The organism is Phenylobacterium sp., from assembly GCF_041919955.1.
GTDB lineage: Bacteria > Pseudomonadota > Alphaproteobacteria > Caulobacterales > Caulobacteraceae > Phenylobacterium.
The window spans coordinates 132,077-148,254 of the sequence record NZ_JAYRSU010000001.1; the positions used below are offsets into that span (position 1 = coordinate 132,077).

General features: G+C 69.0%; 18 protein-coding genes and 1 other RNA gene. 8 read left to right on the forward strand and 11 right to left on the reverse strand.

Features of this window, described 5'->3' with window-relative positions:
* Nucleotides 1-89: 89 nt before the first annotated feature.
* From ACE3T2_RS00590 to ssrA, 5 genes are all read right to left on the reverse strand, one after another.
* Nucleotides 90-2,276 (reverse strand): serine hydrolase domain-containing protein, encoded by a 2,187-nt coding sequence (locus ACE3T2_RS00590; RefSeq protein ID WP_374653600.1) that lies wholly within the window; start codon nt 2,274-2,276, stop codon nt 90-92.
* A 109-nt stretch (nt 2,277-2,385) separates the two neighbouring features.
* Entirely contained in the window at nt 2,386-3,159 is a 774-nt protein-coding gene (locus tag ACE3T2_RS00595; protein WP_374653602.1) for a C13 family peptidase, read from the reverse strand.
* 1 nt (nt 3,160) lies between these two features.
* Nucleotides 3,161-3,628: a PaaI family thioesterase gene (locus ACE3T2_RS00600; protein WP_374653604.1), complete on the reverse strand. Its 468-nt coding sequence runs from the start codon at nt 3,626-3,628 to the stop codon at nt 3,161-3,163.
* 10 nt (nt 3,629-3,638) lie between these two features.
* Nucleotides 3,639-4,130 (reverse strand): SspB family protein, encoded by a 492-nt coding sequence (locus ACE3T2_RS00605; protein WP_374653606.1) that lies wholly within the window; start codon nt 4,128-4,130, stop codon nt 3,639-3,641.
* A gap of 106 nt (nt 4,131-4,236) precedes the next feature.
* Nucleotides 4,237-4,600, reverse strand: a transfer-messenger RNA (tmRNA) gene (gene ssrA / locus ACE3T2_RS00610).
* Between the two features lie 150 nt (nt 4,601-4,750).
* Between ssrA and ACE3T2_RS00615 the strand changes: the two genes are divergently transcribed.
* Nucleotides 4,751-5,335 (forward strand): inner membrane-spanning protein YciB, encoded by a 585-nt coding sequence (locus ACE3T2_RS00615; RefSeq protein ID WP_374653608.1) that lies wholly within the window; start codon nt 4,751-4,753, stop codon nt 5,333-5,335.
* 3 nt (nt 5,336-5,338) lie between these two features.
* Here the strand turns inward: ACE3T2_RS00615 and ACE3T2_RS00620 are convergent, their stop codons facing one another.
* Nucleotides 5,339-5,776, reverse strand: a complete 438-nt coding sequence (locus tag ACE3T2_RS00620) for a universal stress protein (RefSeq protein WP_374653610.1) — start codon at nt 5,774-5,776, stop codon at nt 5,339-5,341.
* Nucleotides 5,777-5,977: 201 nt separating this feature from the next.
* On the opposite strand from ACE3T2_RS00620, the gene ACE3T2_RS00625 reads away from it, so the two are divergent.
* A complete protein-coding gene (locus ACE3T2_RS00625) occupies nt 5,978-6,631 on the forward strand; it encodes an aquaporin (protein WP_374653612.1) in 654 nt (217 codons plus the stop codon).
* On the opposite strand, the gene ACE3T2_RS00630 is transcribed toward ACE3T2_RS00625, so the two are convergent.
* Entirely contained in the window at nt 6,615-7,490 is an 876-nt protein-coding gene (locus ACE3T2_RS00630; RefSeq protein WP_374653614.1) for a hypothetical protein, read from the reverse strand. The two genes, ACE3T2_RS00625 and ACE3T2_RS00630, sit on opposite strands and share 17 nt — an antisense overlap.
* Nucleotides 7,491-7,501: 11 nt before the next feature.
* On the reverse strand, nt 7,502-8,050 hold the full coding sequence (gene ilvN / locus ACE3T2_RS00635; RefSeq protein WP_374653616.1) for an acetolactate synthase small subunit: 549 nt from the start codon (nt 8,048-8,050) through the stop codon (nt 7,502-7,504).
* Nucleotides 8,051-8,180: 130 nt separating this feature from the next.
* On the opposite strand from ilvN, the gene ACE3T2_RS00640 reads away from it, so the two are divergent.
* From ACE3T2_RS00640 to ACE3T2_RS00655, 4 genes are all read left to right on the forward strand, one after another.
* A complete protein-coding gene (locus tag ACE3T2_RS00640) occupies nt 8,181-8,519 on the forward strand; it encodes an ArsR/SmtB family transcription factor (protein WP_374653618.1) in 339 nt (112 codons plus the stop codon).
* Nucleotides 8,516-8,992 carry an SRPBCC domain-containing protein gene (locus ACE3T2_RS00645; protein WP_374653620.1) on the forward strand — a complete coding sequence of 159 codons (477 nt, stop codon included), beginning with the start codon at nt 8,516-8,518 and terminating at the stop codon, nt 8,990-8,992. The genes ACE3T2_RS00640 and ACE3T2_RS00645 overlap by 4 nt, the downstream gene beginning before the upstream one ends.
* A gap of 152 nt (nt 8,993-9,144) precedes the next feature.
* Complete coding sequence (locus ACE3T2_RS00650) at nt 9,145-9,504, forward strand: SnoaL-like domain-containing protein (RefSeq protein WP_374653622.1); 360 nt, start codon at nt 9,145-9,147, stop codon at nt 9,502-9,504.
* Nucleotides 9,505-9,789: 285 nt separating this feature from the next.
* Nucleotides 9,790-10,809 (forward strand): hypothetical protein, encoded by a 1,020-nt coding sequence (locus ACE3T2_RS00655; protein ID WP_374653624.1) that lies wholly within the window; start codon nt 9,790-9,792, stop codon nt 10,807-10,809.
* A gap of 21 nt (nt 10,810-10,830) precedes the next feature.
* Here ACE3T2_RS00655 and ACE3T2_RS00660 read toward each other — a convergent pair whose 3' ends face one another.
* On the reverse strand, nt 10,831-12,627 hold the full coding sequence (locus ACE3T2_RS00660; RefSeq protein WP_374653626.1) for an acetolactate synthase 3 large subunit: 1,797 nt from the start codon (nt 12,625-12,627) through the stop codon (nt 10,831-10,833).
* Between the two features lie 172 nt (nt 12,628-12,799).
* A complete protein-coding gene (miaA, locus tag ACE3T2_RS00665) occupies nt 12,800-13,729 on the reverse strand; it encodes a tRNA (adenosine(37)-N6)-dimethylallyltransferase MiaA (RefSeq protein WP_374653628.1) in 930 nt (309 codons plus the stop codon).
* Here miaA and serB point away from each other — a divergent pair.
* Nucleotides 13,728-14,621 carry a phosphoserine phosphatase SerB gene (gene serB, locus ACE3T2_RS00670; protein WP_374653630.1) on the forward strand — a complete coding sequence of 298 codons (894 nt, stop codon included), beginning with the start codon at nt 13,728-13,730 and terminating at the stop codon, nt 14,619-14,621. The genes miaA and serB overlap by 2 nt on opposite strands.
* Nucleotides 14,622-14,670: 49 nt before the next feature.
* Nucleotides 14,671-15,336: an HAD family hydrolase gene (locus ACE3T2_RS00675; RefSeq protein WP_374653632.1), complete on the forward strand. Its 666-nt coding sequence runs from the start codon at nt 14,671-14,673 to the stop codon at nt 15,334-15,336.
* On the opposite strand, the gene ACE3T2_RS00680 is transcribed toward ACE3T2_RS00675, so the two are convergent.
* A complete protein-coding gene (locus ACE3T2_RS00680; RefSeq protein ID WP_374653634.1) occupies nt 15,320-16,120 on the reverse strand; it encodes a S1C family serine protease in 801 nt (266 codons plus the stop codon). The genes ACE3T2_RS00675 and ACE3T2_RS00680 overlap by 17 nt on opposite strands.
* Between the last annotated feature and the right edge of the window lie 58 nt (nt 16,121-16,178).

The window sequence follows — 16,178 nt, forward strand, 5'->3', positions numbered from 1 at the left end:
TACCCAGTGCTTGGTAAACGACGCGTTTACATTTGCCGTCTTAGCGCCTCATTTCGCAGAAGAATTTGCATCGGTATGGTTGAAAAACATCAACCACTCCAAGGGCTAAGCGCGCCCCACAGGCCGAGCAGGATCGAGAATGCCCCGTAGAGCAGCGCCGTAAACGAATAGGCGGCCTTGCGCAGGGCGGTCCACGAATCAACGCGGCGGCCGCCGCGCCATATGGCGGGCAGCATGATCAGCCCGCCCGCCGAAAGGGCTGCGGCGACCAGCACGCAGGCCGAGGCGATCAGCAGCGGGGCGCCCGGCCATCCGTACATCACGTTGGCGATGTCCGAAGTTCCGACGGTCCAGATGACGAAGAGCACGATCGCCGTCAGCCAGAGCACCGCCTGGGCGGTCTGCAGCAGGTTGGCCTGGCGCTGAATCGAGGTCTCACGGAACTCGCGGCGATTGCGCAGGAAGAGGCCGGCGATGGTCGCGGCGGCCGCCAGGCCGGTCAGGGCCGCCAGGGTCAGGATCGTGGCCGGCTGCTTCCAGAACCCCGCGCGCTCGAAGGTCTGCTCGCCCATGCCGGTCTGGAAGGCGCGGGCGCGGCCGTTTTCCATGCGGAAGGCGACGTGGTCGGCGCCGCTGGTCGAGACGAATACGCCGCGCGAGACGTCGCCCTGCGGGGTGTAGGTGCGGGTCTTGTCGCCGGCGCTGACCACCAGGAGGCCTTCCGGCGTCACCGCGACCTGGGCCCCGTTGATGGCCAGGCCGATCATGCCTTCCAGTCCGCCATAGGCGCGGCGGTTGCCCAGGTAGTAGCCAGCGAAATCGCCGGCGCGCTGGGCCAGTTCGCGCGATCCGGCGCGGGGGAAGGGCTCGGGCGCGACGTAGAACTGCTGGATGATCTGGCCGGGCAGGGTCATGGCCAGTTCGCCGCCGGTCTCGGTGTTGGTGCTGATGAAGACGCCGAGCTTCAGGTCGGGCGAAACGACCATGTTGGACAGGAACGACAGGGTCGCGCCAGCATGGCCGAAGCCGGTGCGGCCGCCGGGCAGGGCGTAGGCGATGAAGCCGTGACGCCAGCCGTTGATCCCGGGCGGGGTCTTGCGGATTGGAGTCTGGAACGCCTGGGCCGCCTGCGGGCCGTAGACGACCTTACCATCCAGCGTCCCGCCGTTCAGCAGCAGCTGCATGTAGCGCGCCATGTCGGCGGCGGTCGACGAGGCCGAGCCGGCCGGCGCGACCTGGCTGATGAATTCGAACGGCCGCGCGGCGAAGCCGCCTGCGGTCCAGCGATAGCCTTCCGAGAGGTCGCCGGCCAGACGCGCAGGCAGGGGCGCAGGAAGGCCGGCCTTCTGGGGGTGGGGCTCGCGGAAGCTGGTCGAGGTCATGCCTGCCGGAAGCAGAATGCTCTCTTCGATCAGGCGCTCGAAGGGCTTGCCGGAGACATAGGAGACCGCTTCGCCGGCCAGGGCCGCGCCGTAGTTCGAATAGGCGCTGGCCTCGCCTGGCGCGCGCACGCGGCTGGGACGTTCCTGGCGCAGGTATTCGGCGAGCGGACGCACGCGGTTGAAGTTGCGCTCGAACAGGTGGCCGAGGGCGCGGTCCTCGAAGCCCGGGGAGTGGTCCATCAGGTTGATGACCCGCACGGGCGTGCGGTAGCCCTGGTCGCGGACCTGGAGGCGCTCGGGCAGGTAGAGGTTGACGGGTGCGTCTTGGCGGATGCGGCCGGCTTCGATCTCCTTCATCAGGGCGATCCAGGTGAAGGTCTTGGAGATCGAGCCCACCCGGAAGAGGGTCTTGTCGGGATCGACCTTGCGCGCCGGCGACAGGCTGGCGAAGCCGTAGCCCTTCTTCAGCACCACCTGGCCGTTCTGCACCACCGAGACGGTGACGCCGGCGATGTGGTCGCGCTCCATGGCGCCGCGGACGACGCCGTCGACGAAGGTCTCCAGCTCCGCCGTGGGGATCGGCTGGTCGGCGGCGAGCCGCGCGCCGGCGGCGGTGACAGGCAGGGCAGGCGTGGCGCCGAGCGTGGTGGCGGCGAGGTTGGCGGCCGGCGTCGCGGTCGCGGTCGCTGCCGGGCGCGCGGCCGCGGGCCGGGCGGAGGCCGGGCGGCGCAGGCTGGTATAGGGAATGGGTCCGCGCGGATTGGCGGCAGGCGCCTGGTCGGCGGGCGGCGGCGCAGGGGCTGCAGCGGCCGGGGCGGCGGCGTCCTGGGCCAGGGCCGGGCCTGCGAGACAGGCCAAAGCGACGGCGAAGACGCCCTTGAAGTTCAAACGCATGGACGAAATCCGCTGCCCCAGTTGCCCCACGAGTCCCCTTTTAGGGCGCCGCGCGCGCGAGGCGCTAGAGCGCTCGACGCCTGCGACGATCCGGCCCTGGAGACGACGCCTACCCGCCGTTCGGCGGACCCGTCGGGAAGACATAAAGCGGCAGGATCGGGCGAAGTTCCCCGCCGATCCACAACTGGGGCTCGGAGGGCGGCTCCATGCCCTCGGCGAGCTCTCGGCGGGCCACGCACGACTGGACGGAGCCGGCGAGAGCGGCGAAGTCCTTCACCGTCGGGCTCGACTTCAGCAGGCAGTCGTCGAAGAACGGATAGACGCTGTCTTCGCTGCATCCGAACGAGGTCCGGTCGGGCCGCGCGGCGGTGAGGATCATGCGGTTCGGGTGGGCCAGCGGACGCACGAAGACGCCTGAGAAACAGGCCGAGAGGATGACGATGGTCGGCCGGTTTTCGCACGTCGCGTCCAGGATCCTGCCGAGAACGCCGGGCGTGAGGATCTGGTCGTCGATCAGCACGCCCTGCGGCGCGCCATGCGAGGTGAAATAGACAAGACAGCCTGAGCGCGCCCGGGTCGAGAGGTCGTTCAGGGTTTCGTAGATCGCCCTCGGCTCCGCCTTCAGGGGGGCATCCTTGTAGCGGTCGGGCCGCACCGAGAACTGGCGCATGTTCTGCGGCGAAAAGCCGAGGCGCTGGAGCTCCTTGGAGACGTCGCGGCGGGCGTTGTCGAAGGCTTCGGTCGGGCCGCCGCGGGCGCCGTGGAAATCGCCCGCCACGACCACTGCGGCCCAGTCGTCAAAGGGGCTGGCCGCGAGGGCGCTCCCGGTCCACCCCAGGACCAGGACGATGAACGCGCCGACGATGCCAGCGCGCCCGAACATGTCAGCTTTTGTAGCGCTGGAAGGGAGTGGGGACCGCGGTGCCGGTGCCCTTGGCCAGGAGCCGGCCATCGGCGTCGTAAATCTCGCCCTCCGTGAAGGCGATGGTGCGCCCCCACTTGGCGACCCTGCCGATCCCCTTGAGCTTTCCGGGCATCGCGGGCCGGAAGAAGGTGGTCTTCATCTCGGCGGTGGGGGCGACGTGGGTCATTCCCGAGGCGACCATGCAGGCCACCGACATGCATTCGTCCAGCATGGCGCAAAGGTAGCCGCCCTGGATCTGCTTCATCGGGTTAAGCAGGAACTCGGCCTTGGCGTCGAACTCCACCTCGACCGACTTGTCGGCCTGGCTGACCGCGACGAGCCGGAAGCCCAGGGTCTGGGATCCGGTGGGCTGGTTCTTCGTGCGCTGGAAGCGGGCGAGGATCGCCTCGTCGGTCAGCGCCTCGGACTCGGCGGCCACATCGGTCATCGGGCGGAGGTCACTTTTTGCGGAAGGTATCGAGCGAGACGACGTTTGGCGCGTCGGGGTCGCGTTCCGGCGCGTCGGGCGCAGGTTCCGGCGCCGCTGCAGCGGCCGAGGGGAGGTTCGTCACCGCGCTCGGCGCCTCGAACTGCAGAAGGAACTGGACGCTTGGGTCGTAGAAACGGGTCACGGCCGCGTAGGGCACCGACAGGCGCTTGGACTGGCCGCCGAACTTCAGGGTCACCGAGAAGAAGGTCTCGCCCGGAGCGAGGTCCCAGTACTGGTGCTGCAGGACGATGGTCATCTCGTCCGGGTACTTCGACAGCAGATCGTTGGGGCCGGAGACGCCGGGCGCCTCGGTCTTGAAGGTGATGTAGAAGTGATGCGCCCCAGGCAGGCCCTCGGGCGCGGCTGCGCGCTTCAGCGCAGCCTTGACCACGCCGCGCAGGGCCTCCTGGGCCATGGCTTCGTAGTGCATCTGGTCTTGGGCCGGCGGGTCCTGGGCCATCGAAACTCCGGGGTACTGAACGCGGGCCGAAGGGTAGCGGTTCGGCGACAGGGCGCAAGGCGGCTCTCGTCGCAGGGGGCGCATATCGGGCGGATTTTTCAGGGAAAGTGGAGGGGTTCTGTTGCAAGGCCCCCTCCCGGCCCCGCCTAGCGCTGCTAAGACGCTAGGAGTTTAGGTCGAAATCTATCGGACCGCTTATGCAGCCAGACGGACTTCTTCAGCGAAGTTATCGTTCGCAGTTAGTTTAAAGCCCGGAACGGTGGGCCAAGCCGAGAGAAAGCAACACCTTTACACGTCTGTCGATGCTGATCGGCCCCATGCTTTCCGGCGATAACGACCGGTGAAGATTGGTGGAGCCGCCGGGAATCGCACCCGGGTCCAGTCCGCTTATTTCGTGCGCGTTTATCTCCATAGTCGGGGCGAGCCCCGACGCGTCCAATATAGGCGGTCGCACGCCGCATTTGAAGGACCTTCCGAGCGCGGACGGGCCCGACGCCGTTCGCGAAGCGCGGACGGACAGCCGCAATTCGCCAATCGCCACGGCCCCTTCGTCGGCGGGCTAACGGGCCAAACGCCTGTGGAAATAGGCTTTGCGCAGGTTCTCACTCAGAGGTCACGCCATGCATCCGCTCTTTCACGCCGCCCGCCCGATCCTGATCGACCTGGCCGCCACGCTGGTCTTCTATGGAGTGCTGGCCGCCACCGGGCAGGTGGCGATCGCCGTCGCGGTGGGCATGGCGCTGGGCGTCGCGCAGCTGGCGGTCACCAAGGCCCGCGGCCGGCAGATCTCCGCCCTGCAATGGATGAGCCTGGCCCTGGTGGTGATCATGGGCGGGGCGACGCTGTTCACCCACGACGCGCGCTTCATCCTGATCAAGCCGACGATCGTCTACGCCGCGGTCGGGGCGGCCATGCTCCAGCGCGGCTGGATGGCCCGCTACATGCCGCCCGCCGCAGACGGCCGCATTCCGGCAGGCTTCATCATCGCGGCCGGCTATGTCTGGTCGGGGCTGATGTTCGCCAGCGCGGTCCTGAACCTGGCGCTGGCCCTGACGCTGGACGCCGCCAGCGTGGCGCGGGCGATGGCGATCTGGTCGCCGGCCTCGAAGATCGTGCTGTTCGCCGCCCAGTACGTTGTGTTCCGCTCGGTGGCGGTGCGCAACGCTCGGGCGGCGGAGGACGCGGCGGCGCGGGTCGCCGCCTAGGCCCTAGCGGACCACCAGCACCGGGAGCTTGGTGTGGGCCAGCACTTCGGAGGTCTGGCTGCCCAGCACCAGGCGGCCCAGGCCGCGGCGCCCGTGGGAGGCCATGACGATGATGTCGCAGCCGCGCGACTGGGCGGTCTCGATGATGGTTTCGGCCGGTTGGCCGTTGGGAACGTGCAGGACGGTCGCCTTGACGCCGGCCGCCTCGGCCGCAGCCTTCGCGGCGCCGAGCACCTTCGCGGCGAACTCCTTCTGGATGTTGTCGTAGTCGGCGAGTTCGGGGGGGATGTACCCGCTCGCCGCGGCGTAGATCGGGAAGGATTCGGTGACGGTGAGGATGGTCGCTTCCGCGCCCAGGCCCTTGGCGAGGGCCATGCCCTGGTCGACGCCCTTCTGGGCGACGTCCGATCCATCGGTGGTGATGAGCAGGTGCTTGTACATCGTATCTCCTTCCGTGGCGCGGTTTCCCGATGCGCCAGTGGTCCCATCCGCGGCGACGAAATCCAACTCCGCGAAAGTACCTAGAGCGGCGCCGTGTTCCGCCGCCGATCAACAATTGTCCGGCCCGGCCATGGGGATGTGGAGTGCGCTATCTCGACTCTCAACCATGAGTTAGCCTTCGTCCATCACGGGAGGCATCTCATGCAGAAGTTCGTAGCTGAGTTCATCGGTACGCTTACGCTCGTGCTCTTCGGATGCGGCGCGGCGGTGTTGGGGGGCGAGCACGTCGGACAGCTCGGCATCGCGCTGGCCTTCGGCTTCGCCATCGTCGCCATGGCCTACGGGATCGGGTCGATTTCGGGGTGCCATGTGAACCCGGCTGTCAGCCTGGGAATGTTCGTCGCCGGGCGGATGAGCGCGCGACAGATGGTGGTGCACTGGATCGCCCAGTTCCTCGGCGCCCTCGTCGGGGCCGGCATACTGGCGGCGATCGCCGGGACCGCCGGAGGCCTGGGCCAGAACGGCTGGGGACCGGGTTATGGCGGCGGCTTCTCGATGCAGGCGGCGCTGATCTTCGAGGTGGTGATGACCGCCCTGTTCGTCATCGTGATCCTCGGCTCCACCTCGGCCGGCGCGCCGGCCGGCTTCGCAGGTCTGGCGATCGGCATCACCCTCGCAGCCATCCACATCGTCGGCATCCAGGTGACCGGCGTGTCGGTGAACCCGGCGCGCAGCTTCGGGCCCGCGGTGCTGGTCGGCGGTCAGGCGATCGCGCAGCTCTGGCTGTTCATCGTCGCGCCGCTGGTCGGCGCGCTGATCGGCGGCGCCCTCTATCGGCTCAAGGTGCTGAGCTAGGGCCTGGCTCCTCGCCGGCCGGAGGCGGCGGAAATGCTGGTGGTTGGGGCCGCGCATCGGGCGCGGCCCTCAGCCGTCCGCCGCCGGCGAGCAGGCTGCGGTAGGCCGCACGGGCCGAGGCGAAGCTCGCGCCGCCCGGATAGATGACGTCGATGCGCGGCTCGTGGCCCAGCGCCAGGCCGAGCACGGTCTCCAGAACGTCCGCCGCCTGGCCGATCTCGGCCGTGTCGCAGGCGCGCCGCACGGTGCGGACCCCGCCGGGCATGGCGAGCGTCAGGTCGTAGGACGTGCCCTCGACGCAGAGAACGTCGGCCGCGCCCGAGCCCTCGTCCACGCGCACTTCGCGCGGCGAGCTCCAGAGCGGATCGGCGCGCAGGGCCAGCAGCTTTTCGGCGGTCCCGGCCGGCGCCTCGACGTCGAAGCCGACGCGCCGGGCGATCCCGGGCTCGCAGCAGCCAAGGCCCGCGCGCGCCTGCACGAAGGCCTTGCCGTCACGGCGGACGGTGGCGCGCACCAGGGTCTGGCGGGCTGAGGTCGAGGGGCGCACTGCGACCTCGACGATCATCTCTTCGCCCCGCAGGATCTGGTTCTGCAGCGGCTGCAGGCCCCAGAGGCGATAGAGCAGGGGATCGTAGCCGTTGGCGACGGCGGGCAGGCGCTCGCTGCGGCCCAGCCGGCGACCGCCAAGCGGGTCGGCGGCCTCCTCCGGGACAGGACGCTTGTCGTCCCACCAGGTCTTGGGGTCGGGGGCGGGCCAAGGCCAATCCAGCACCGGCGCTGCCGGCGGGGACGGCGTCGGCGACTGCGCCAGGGCTGGAGCGGCGAGGAGGGTCAGCAGGGTCGCGGTCAAGCGGACCACACCGGTCCTCCTCACATGGCGTCGGCGCCCCTGGTGATGGAAAGCACGCCGGTGCGCGAGAGTTCCACCAGGCCGAGCGGGCGCATCAGCTCGACGAACTTGTCGATCTTGGACGACACGCCGGTGATCTCGAAGATGAAGCTGTCGATGGTGGTGTCCAGCACCTTGGCGCGGAAGATGTCGGCGATGCGCAGGGCCTCGACCCGGTCGGGGCCGGTTCCCTTGACCTTCACCAGCGCCAGCTCGCGCTCCAGGCCGTTGGGATCGCGCGTCACGTCCTGGACGTGGCGGGTGGCGACCATCTTCTGGAGCTGGGCCTCGATCTGCTCGAGCACGTGCGGGGCGCCGCGGGTGACGATGGTCACGCGGCTGGTGTGGGCGCGCCGGTCGGTCTCGGCGACGGTCAGGCTTTCGATGTTGTAGCCGCGGGCGGCGAAGAGGCCGACCAGCCGGTGCAGCACCCCCGGCTCGTTGTCCACCAGGATCGCGAAGGTGGCCAGGTTCTCGGCCTCCTCGGCATGGCTGAGGTCGTAGACGGAGGCGGGCTGGGGATCAGGCATGCGGGCTCTCGAAAGGTCGTCGGGAACGAGGTGTCACAAGCCGCCGCGGGGGGCAAGCGGCTGCGCGCTTGACGGGCCTTCCTGGCGCTTTTATATAACCAATAAGTTAGATAGCTGACTGGTTATTTACATGCGCGCCGACCACCTGAGCCTGACCCTTTCGGCCCTGGCCGATCCGACCCGCAGGGCGATCCTCGCGCGGCTGGCCTTGGGCGAGGCGAGCGTCGGCGAACTGGCCGAACCGTTCGAGATGAGCGGCCCTGCGATCTCCAAGCATCTGAAGGTGCTGGAGACGGCGCGGCTGATCACTCGCGGGCGCGACGCCCAGCGGCGGCCCTGCCGCATCGCGCCCGACGCACTGCGCCAGGTCGACGACTGGCTTGGCCTCTATCGCCAGCTCTGGGACGGCCGCTTCGACCGTCTCGGAGACCACCTGCAAAAAATGAAGAGCGAAGGAGAGACATCATGAGGGCGAGCGTCGAGGCTCCCGATAACGAGCCGATCATTGTCATGACCCGCGTATTCGACGCCTCGGTCGAGCTGGTGTGGAAGGCCCACACCGACCCGAAGCAGCTGGCGCAGTGGTGGGGACCGCGCGGGTTCGAGGTGATCGAGTGCCGCCTGGCCGCTGCTCCGGGCGAGCCCTGGCGGATCGCCCAGAAGTCGCCCGACGGTCAGGTCTTCACCTTCAAGGGCGAGTGCCTGGAGATGACGCCGGGCCGCCGCATCGTGCAGACCTTCGGCATGGAGGGCATGTTCGAGGACAAGGTGATCGTCGAGACCTTGGAGATGGAGGACATCGGCGACGGGCGGACGAAGATCACCACGGTCCAGCGCTTCGAGAGTTTCGAGGACCGCGCGGGCATGCTGTCGACCGGCATGGAGACCGGCGCCAACGACAGTTGGGATCGGCTGGACGAACTGCTGGAAAAGGCGGCCTGAGGCCGAGCGGAGCGGGGCGGCGTCCTTTGGGCGCCGCCTCTGGCCACCAAGAACAAATCATAAACATTTCGCTTGCGCCGAACGCTGTTTGATGGGCGGGATTTACCTCCGGACCGCGGGCGCGGCCGGTCTCCTAACCCCGGAGCTGCAAGATGAGCACGCAAGACATCGCCAACGATCTGGTCGCCCTGTGCAAGGCAGGCAAGTTCGACGAAGCGGGCGAGAAGTACTGGGCCGACGACGTCCTGAGCGTCGAGGCCATGCCCGGCGACATGGCGCAGGTGCGCGGCAAGGACGCCGTCCGAGGCAAGGGCGAGTGGTGGGCGAACGCCCATGAGGTGCATTCCTCGGAAGTCCAGGGCCCGTATGTGAACGGCGACCAGTTCGTCGTCCGCTTCAAGATGGACCTGACCCAGAAGGAAAGCGGCCAGCGGATGCAAATGGACGAGGTCGGCGTCTACACAGTCAAGGACGGCAAGATCGCCGAGGAACGGTTCTTCTACGGCAGCTGACCTGCGTGGGCGGTCGCGAGGCCTGGCGTGGCGCCGCGGCCACAGGGCGGCGGGCGGGTGCGACAATCTGGCGCCCGGCCGCTTGCCGACTCCGTTCGTTTCATGAGAAACGATCCGCCTCGCAGAGGAGAAGCCGTTCGAATGACGATCGTCGAGAGCATCACAAGCAGGGTCCGCTGGCGCGGAACCAATGCTTGCGCGCGTCTCGGCCGAGATCGCGTCGCGCGCTTCATCTAATTCGCGAGCTGCTGCCAGAGGCGCCTCGCGCATCTCTGGGAGCTTTCCATGTTTTACCGGACTACGGGCGTGGTCCCGACTCCGGCCGGGGCGGAACCGACGTCCCTCCTGCACCACCTTTCGGGCGAGTTCGCGCTGCGCATCGCGCGGCTGTGGCCCTCGCCGCATGCGCCGTTTCTGACCGCCGAGGCTTCGCGCCGCCACCTGCTGTGCCTGGCCTTCGCGCTCGGCCGTGATGTCGCGGCCCAGGCCGAGGCGATCCTGTCGCGACGTCTGCCGCAGGCCATCGCGGCGGCGGCCGGCGCGCCGCCGGCGGGGCTGGCGCGAGCATTGGGCCGCATGGGCGAGGGCGCCTGGTCGGCGGGCGCCTATCGCGACCTGTTGGCGGTGCTGGCCCATCCGAAGGCGGCCAAGGTGCTGCGCCACGCCGAACTGATCGAGCCGGATCTGGTGCAGAGGCTGGCGGCCCTGCCGCCCTCGCTCAGCGATGTCGCCGGCCTGGCGGCCAAGCTGGATCCGCGCCAGCTGGCCCTGCTGGCCGAGGCTTACGAGGCCCTGACCTTCCAGTCGGGCCGCGCCCGGGCGGACGCGGCGGCGGCGCGATGGCGTCGCCATTCGCAGCCTAAGGCGCTGTTCGAGGCGGTGAAGGCCGATCTCTGCCCCGAGCCGGCCGCGCCGCCGCACAACGGCGGGCCGCGCCTGCGGCCGCTGACGACCAAGGCCCAGTTCGTCGAGGCCGCGCGCCGCTATCGCAACTGCCTGGCCGATCAGACCCCCTACGCGGCGTCCGGCTGGTGCGCCTATTACGAGTGGATGGGCGAGCCGGGGGCGATGGTCGAGATCACCCGCGACCACATCTTCGGTTGGCGGCTGGAACAGGCGCGTATCGCCGGCAACCGGGCGGTGCCCGAGGCGCTGCGCGAGGAGATCATCTCCGAGCTGGCCCTGATGGGCGTGCACGTCGGGCGCAGCGGCTGGGAGCTGGAGCGGGCGCTGAGCAGCATCGAAGGCGCACGTCGCGCTCCAAGCGTGGAAGAGACTGTGGCCGAGGTGTTCGGCGTCGAGTGACCCTCGACGCCGAAACCTTCGTCAGACCAGCCGCTTGCCGGCGTCGTCGATGATCGAGCCGAGGTCGCGGGCTTCCTCGGCCATGATCATCTCGTTGTGGGCCTTGCCGGACGGGATCATCGGGAAGCAGTTCTCTTCCTTGGTGACCCGGCAGTCGAAGATCACCGGCAGGGGGCTGGCGATCATCTGCCGGATCTTGTCGTCCAGTTCGTCCGGATGCTCGGCGCGGATGCCGAGGCCGCCGAACGCCTCGGCCATCTTCACGAAGTCGGGCAGGCTGGCCGAATAGGAGTGGCTGTAGCGCTCGCCATGCAGCAGTTGCTGCCACTGGCGCACCATGCCCATCCATTCGTTGTTGAGGATGAAAACCTTGATCGGCAGGCCGTACTGAATGGCCGTCGAGATTTCCTGCATGGTCATCTGCACCGAGGCGTCGCCGGCGATGTCGATGACCAGCGCGTCGGGGTGCGCCATCTGCACGCCGACCGCGGCCGGCAGGCCGTAGCCCATGGTGCCCAGGCCGCCGGAGGTCATCCAGCGGTTCGGATGGTCGAAGTGGTAATACTGGGCGGCCCACATCTGGTGCTGGCCGACCTCGGTGGTGATGTAGGTCTCGCGGTCCTTGGTCAGCTCGTACAGGCGCTCGATGGCGTACTGCGGCTTGATGAGGTTGGCGTCGGGCCGATAGCGGAACGACTTGCGCGCGCGCCAAGCCTCGATCTGGCGCCACCAGTCGTCCAGGGCCGCCTTGTCGGTCGACAGGTTCCGCTGCTTCCAGACGGCGATCATGTCTTCCAGCACGCTGGCGGCGTCGCCGACGATGCCGATGTCGGCGCGGACGTTCTTGCTGATCGACGAGGCGTCGATATCGATGTGGATCTTCTTGGAGCCGGGCGCGAAGGCGTCGAGGCGGCCGGTCACGCGGTCGTCGAAGCGCGCGCCGATCGCCACCATGACGTCGCAGTCGTGCATGGCGTTGTTGCTCTCGAAGCTGCCATGCATGCCGACCATGCCCAGCCATGCCGGATCCGACGCCGGGAAGGCGCCCAGGCCCATCAGGGTCGAGGTGACGGGCGCGCCGGTCAGGGCGGCGAACTCGCGCAGCAGCTCGGCCGCCTTCGGGCCGGCGTTGATGACGCCGCCGCCGGTGTAGAGGATCGGGCGCCGCGCGCCGGCGATCATCGCCACCGCGTCGGCGATCTTGGCCGGTTCGCCCTTGGTGCGCGGGGCGTAGTTGTGCGCGTGGACGACTTCGCCCGGGCCTTGGTAGGTCCCCTTGGCGAACTGGACGTCCTTGGGAATGTCGATGACCACGGGGCCGGGGCGTCCGGACGTGGCGATGTGGAACGCCTCGTGGATGATCCGCGGCAGGTCGTCGACATCCTTGACCAGGTAGTTGTGCTTGGTGATCGGCCGGGTGATGCCGATGGTGTCGCACTCCTGGAATGCATCGGTGCCGATCAGGTGCGTGGCGACCTGGCCGGTGAAGACGACCATCGGGATCGAGTCCATGAGGGCGTCGACGATGCCGGTGATGGCGTTTGTCGCGCCGGGGCCCGAGGTGACCAGGACGACGCCCGGCTTGCCGGTCGAGCGCGCATAGCCCTCGGCCATGTGCGTCGCGCCCTGTTCGTGACGGACCAGGACGTGCTGCAGCCGGCTCTCCTCGAAGAGCGCGTCATAGATCGGAAGTACGGCCCCGCCCGGATAGCCGAAAAGCACCTCGACGCCCTGGTCGATCAGGGCGCGGACCACGATCTCGGCGCCGGTCATGATCTGCGTCGAGGCGGGGGCTTCAATGGTCTGATGAGCGGTCATCTGGGTTAGGGCCTTGATTTTCGGCAATAAAAAAGGCCCTCGAGGGGCCTGGGCGTGCGACCTTTGACGGTCTGACAGCGAGGTCAGTCCGCGAGGGGCCGCACGGGGATTACAAGAAGCTCACGCACGAGCATTCTCCGAATGAAGTGCCCGAGGTCATGACATGCCCCGTTCAGCCCGTCAAGGCGGGGTAGAGCGCAAGAAACTGCCTCCATTGGCTTTCGTGCTCGACGGCGGAAAGGCGTGGCCAATCGGCCATCTGGCCACGCAGCCAGGTGGCCTGGCGCTTGGCGTATCGGCGGGTTTCGCGCTGGGCGTTCTCCAAACCCGCCGATAGCGGAACCTCGCCGGCCAGGGCGGCGGCGAGTTCGCGATAGCCGACCGCCTTCATGGCCGGCAGGTCGGGGGCGAGGCCGCGGGCGGCGAGGGCGGCGACCTCGTCCAGCGCGCCCTCCCGGACCATGACTTCCAGCCGCGCGTCGCAGCGGGCGAACAACGCCTCGCGCGGCGGATCGAGGGCGACGGCGTTCCAGCTTCCCGCGGGGATGGCCGGGTCGGTGGCGGCCTGCCAGTCGGAAAGCGCGCGGCCGGTGGCGGCGAACACCTCCCAGGCCCTGGTCAGGCGCTGGCGGTCGGACGGATTGATCCGCGCCTCGGCGGCGGGATCGGCGGCGGCCAGGCGCGTGCGGAAAGCGGCCTCGCCCATCGCCTCGAACTCGGCGGCGGCTTGAGTCCGCACGGCCGGCGCCACCTGCGGCACCTCGGCCAGGCCGTGGGTGAGGGCGCGGAAATAGAGGCCGGTGCCGCCGACCAGCACTGCGGGGCGGCCGCGCGCCTGGATGTCGGCGACGGCGGCCAGGGCCGCCCGCAGCCAGCGGCCGACGGACCAGCCTTCGGCGGCGTCAACGACGCCGAACAGGTGATGCGGGGCCTGGGCTTCCTCCTGCGGCGAGGGGCGGGCGGTGAGCAGGCGCAGGTCCGCGTAGAGCTGCAAGGCGTCGGCGTTGACGATCTCGCCGCCGATCTGGCGGGCCAGGCGCAGGGCCAGCGCCGACTTGCCGCTTGCGGTCGGCCCGGCGATCAGCCAGATGCGGGGCTCCATGCAGATCGCCCTTACCCTTGTCGGTCCCGATTCAGACGCCGCCTCGCAGGCCGTCGCCCTTCTTGGTCCAGCGCTCGCAGGCGCGCAGGCCCGCGTCAAGGAGCCGAGGCCGCTCGGCCCCGGCGCCGTGGACCTGCTGGTCGAGGGGGAGGGCGTCGCGCAGGTGCGCGCGGCCGCCGAGGCCGCCTTGGCGCAGACCCGCGTCGATCTCTGCGCCCAGCCGTGGGACGGTCGCAGAAAGCGCCTGCTGATCGCCGACATGGATTCGACCATCATCGGCTGCGAGTGCATCGACGAACTGGCCGATTTCGCAGGCGTGAAGGACAAGGTGTCCGAGATCACCGAGCGGGCCATGCGCGGCGAACTGGATTTCGAGGGCGCCCTGCGCGAGCGGGTGGCGATGCTGAAGGGACTGCCGCTGGGCGACCTGCAGCGGGCCTATGACGAGCGCGTACGGTTGAACGCCGGCGCCCGGACCCTGGTGCGGACCATGAGCGCTAACGGCGGGCGCGCGGTGCTGGTCTCGGGCGGCTTCACGTACTTCACCTCGCGCGTGGCGCAGGCGGCGGGCTTTGCTGACAACCGCGCCAACACCCTGATCGAGGCGGGCGAGGCCCTGGCCGGAACCGTCGGCGAGCCGATCCTCGGCCGCGAGGCCAAGCTGGCGGCGCTGAGGGAAGAGGCCGCCGGCCTGGGGATCGAACTGTCGCAGGCCCTGGCGGTCGGCGACGGCGCCAACGACCTAGCTATGATCGAAGCGGCGGGCCTGGGCGTGGCCTATCGCGCCAAGCCGATCGTCGCCGCGCAGGCTGACGCAAAGGTCGACCACGCCGACCTGACGGCGCTGCTCTACTTCCAGGGTTATCGCGCCGAGGAGTTCGTAACGGACTGAAGCGGGGTTTGATTTCCACCGGTCACGAAGCCTCGCTAGAAGCAGCGCCATGAGTTTGCCGCGCGTCCCGAAAGCCGTGATCTTCGACATGGACGGCCTGCTGGTCGACACCGAGGCCGTTTATCGCGAGGCGATGACGGCCACGGCGATCGCCGACGGGCTGGATTTCCCCAACGAGCTCTTCCTGAGCCTGATCGGCCTGTCCTGGCCGGCCAACGCGCAGATCCTGCAGACCCACTACGGCGAAGGGTTCGATCCCGAGGCGTTCAAGGATGCCTCGATCACCCGCTTCCGCGAACTGGTCGCCGCCGAGGTGGCGCTGAAGGCCGGGGTGCGCGAGATCCTCGACCTGCTGGACGTGCTCTCCCTGCCGCGGGCGATTGCGACTTCTTCCGGGCACGAGTCGGTCAAGCACCACATCGGCGGCCACGGCCTGCTGGATCGCTTCCACGCCATCCTGGCGGCCGGCGACTACGCCAACGCCAAGCCCGCCCCGGATCCCTATCTGCGAGCCGCCGAGGCCCTGGGCGTCCACCCCGCCGACTGCCTGGCGCTGGAGGACAGCCACAACGGCGTGCGGGCCGCAGCCTCGGCCGGCATGATGACCATCATGATCCCGGACCTGCTGGACCCGACCGACGAGATGCACGACCTGTGCATCCGCATCGCCCGGGACCTGCACGAGGTCGAGGCGCTGATCAGGGCTGCGGCGTAGGCCCTGGGGCCTGGCCCGCGGGGGGCGCCTGCCGGGCGCGGTCGACCACGGCTTTCACGACGTTCGAGGGAATGGCGAAGGCGAGGCCCGCGCCGGGCTCGCCGCGGGATTCGCGCGCGCTGGCCATGCCGATCACCTGGCCCGCGCCGTTCAGCAGCGGGCCGCCCGAACCGCCGGCTGTGAGGGCCGCGTCGGTCTGGATGAAGGACTTCACCGGGCCGCTGAGCGCCCCGGCCGCAAAGGGATCTTCCTCGTTCACCGGCGCGCCGATCTGGCGGTTGACAGCCGAGACGATGCCGGAGGTCGCGGTCCCGACAAGGCCGTAGGGCGCGCCCATCAGCACGACCGCCTGACCCGCCTTCACCTGGTTGCTGTCAGCGAAGGACAGGAACGTCAGCGGCTTTCCGGGGGTGGCGCGATAGATGGCGACGTCCGCGGCGGCGTCGGCGGCGACCAGTTCGGCGCGGGCCACCGAGCCGTCGGCGAACACGGCGTTGAACACTGGCAGGCCGCCGGTGACATGGGCGGCGGTGACGATCAGGCCGTCGGACGAGACGACGAAACCCGACCCCATTTGCAGCGGCGCCTCGTTCGCGCCGGAGCCCGAGACGGTGATCATGACAGTGGCGGCCTGAGCGCGTTCGACCGCGCCGACGAAACCGGCGGCGGAACGGCCGTTTCCGCCGCCGTCCCCGGACTTGTGCGTCAAGCCCCAGCCGACCAGCAGGAGCATGATGAAGACGACGACGCCGGCGGCGATGTAGAGAAGTTGTTGGGTGCGCATGGGCTCGGCCTAGACTCGAATGAGGCCAAAGCGGCTAAGGCGCAGCTTGGTTCCCTGG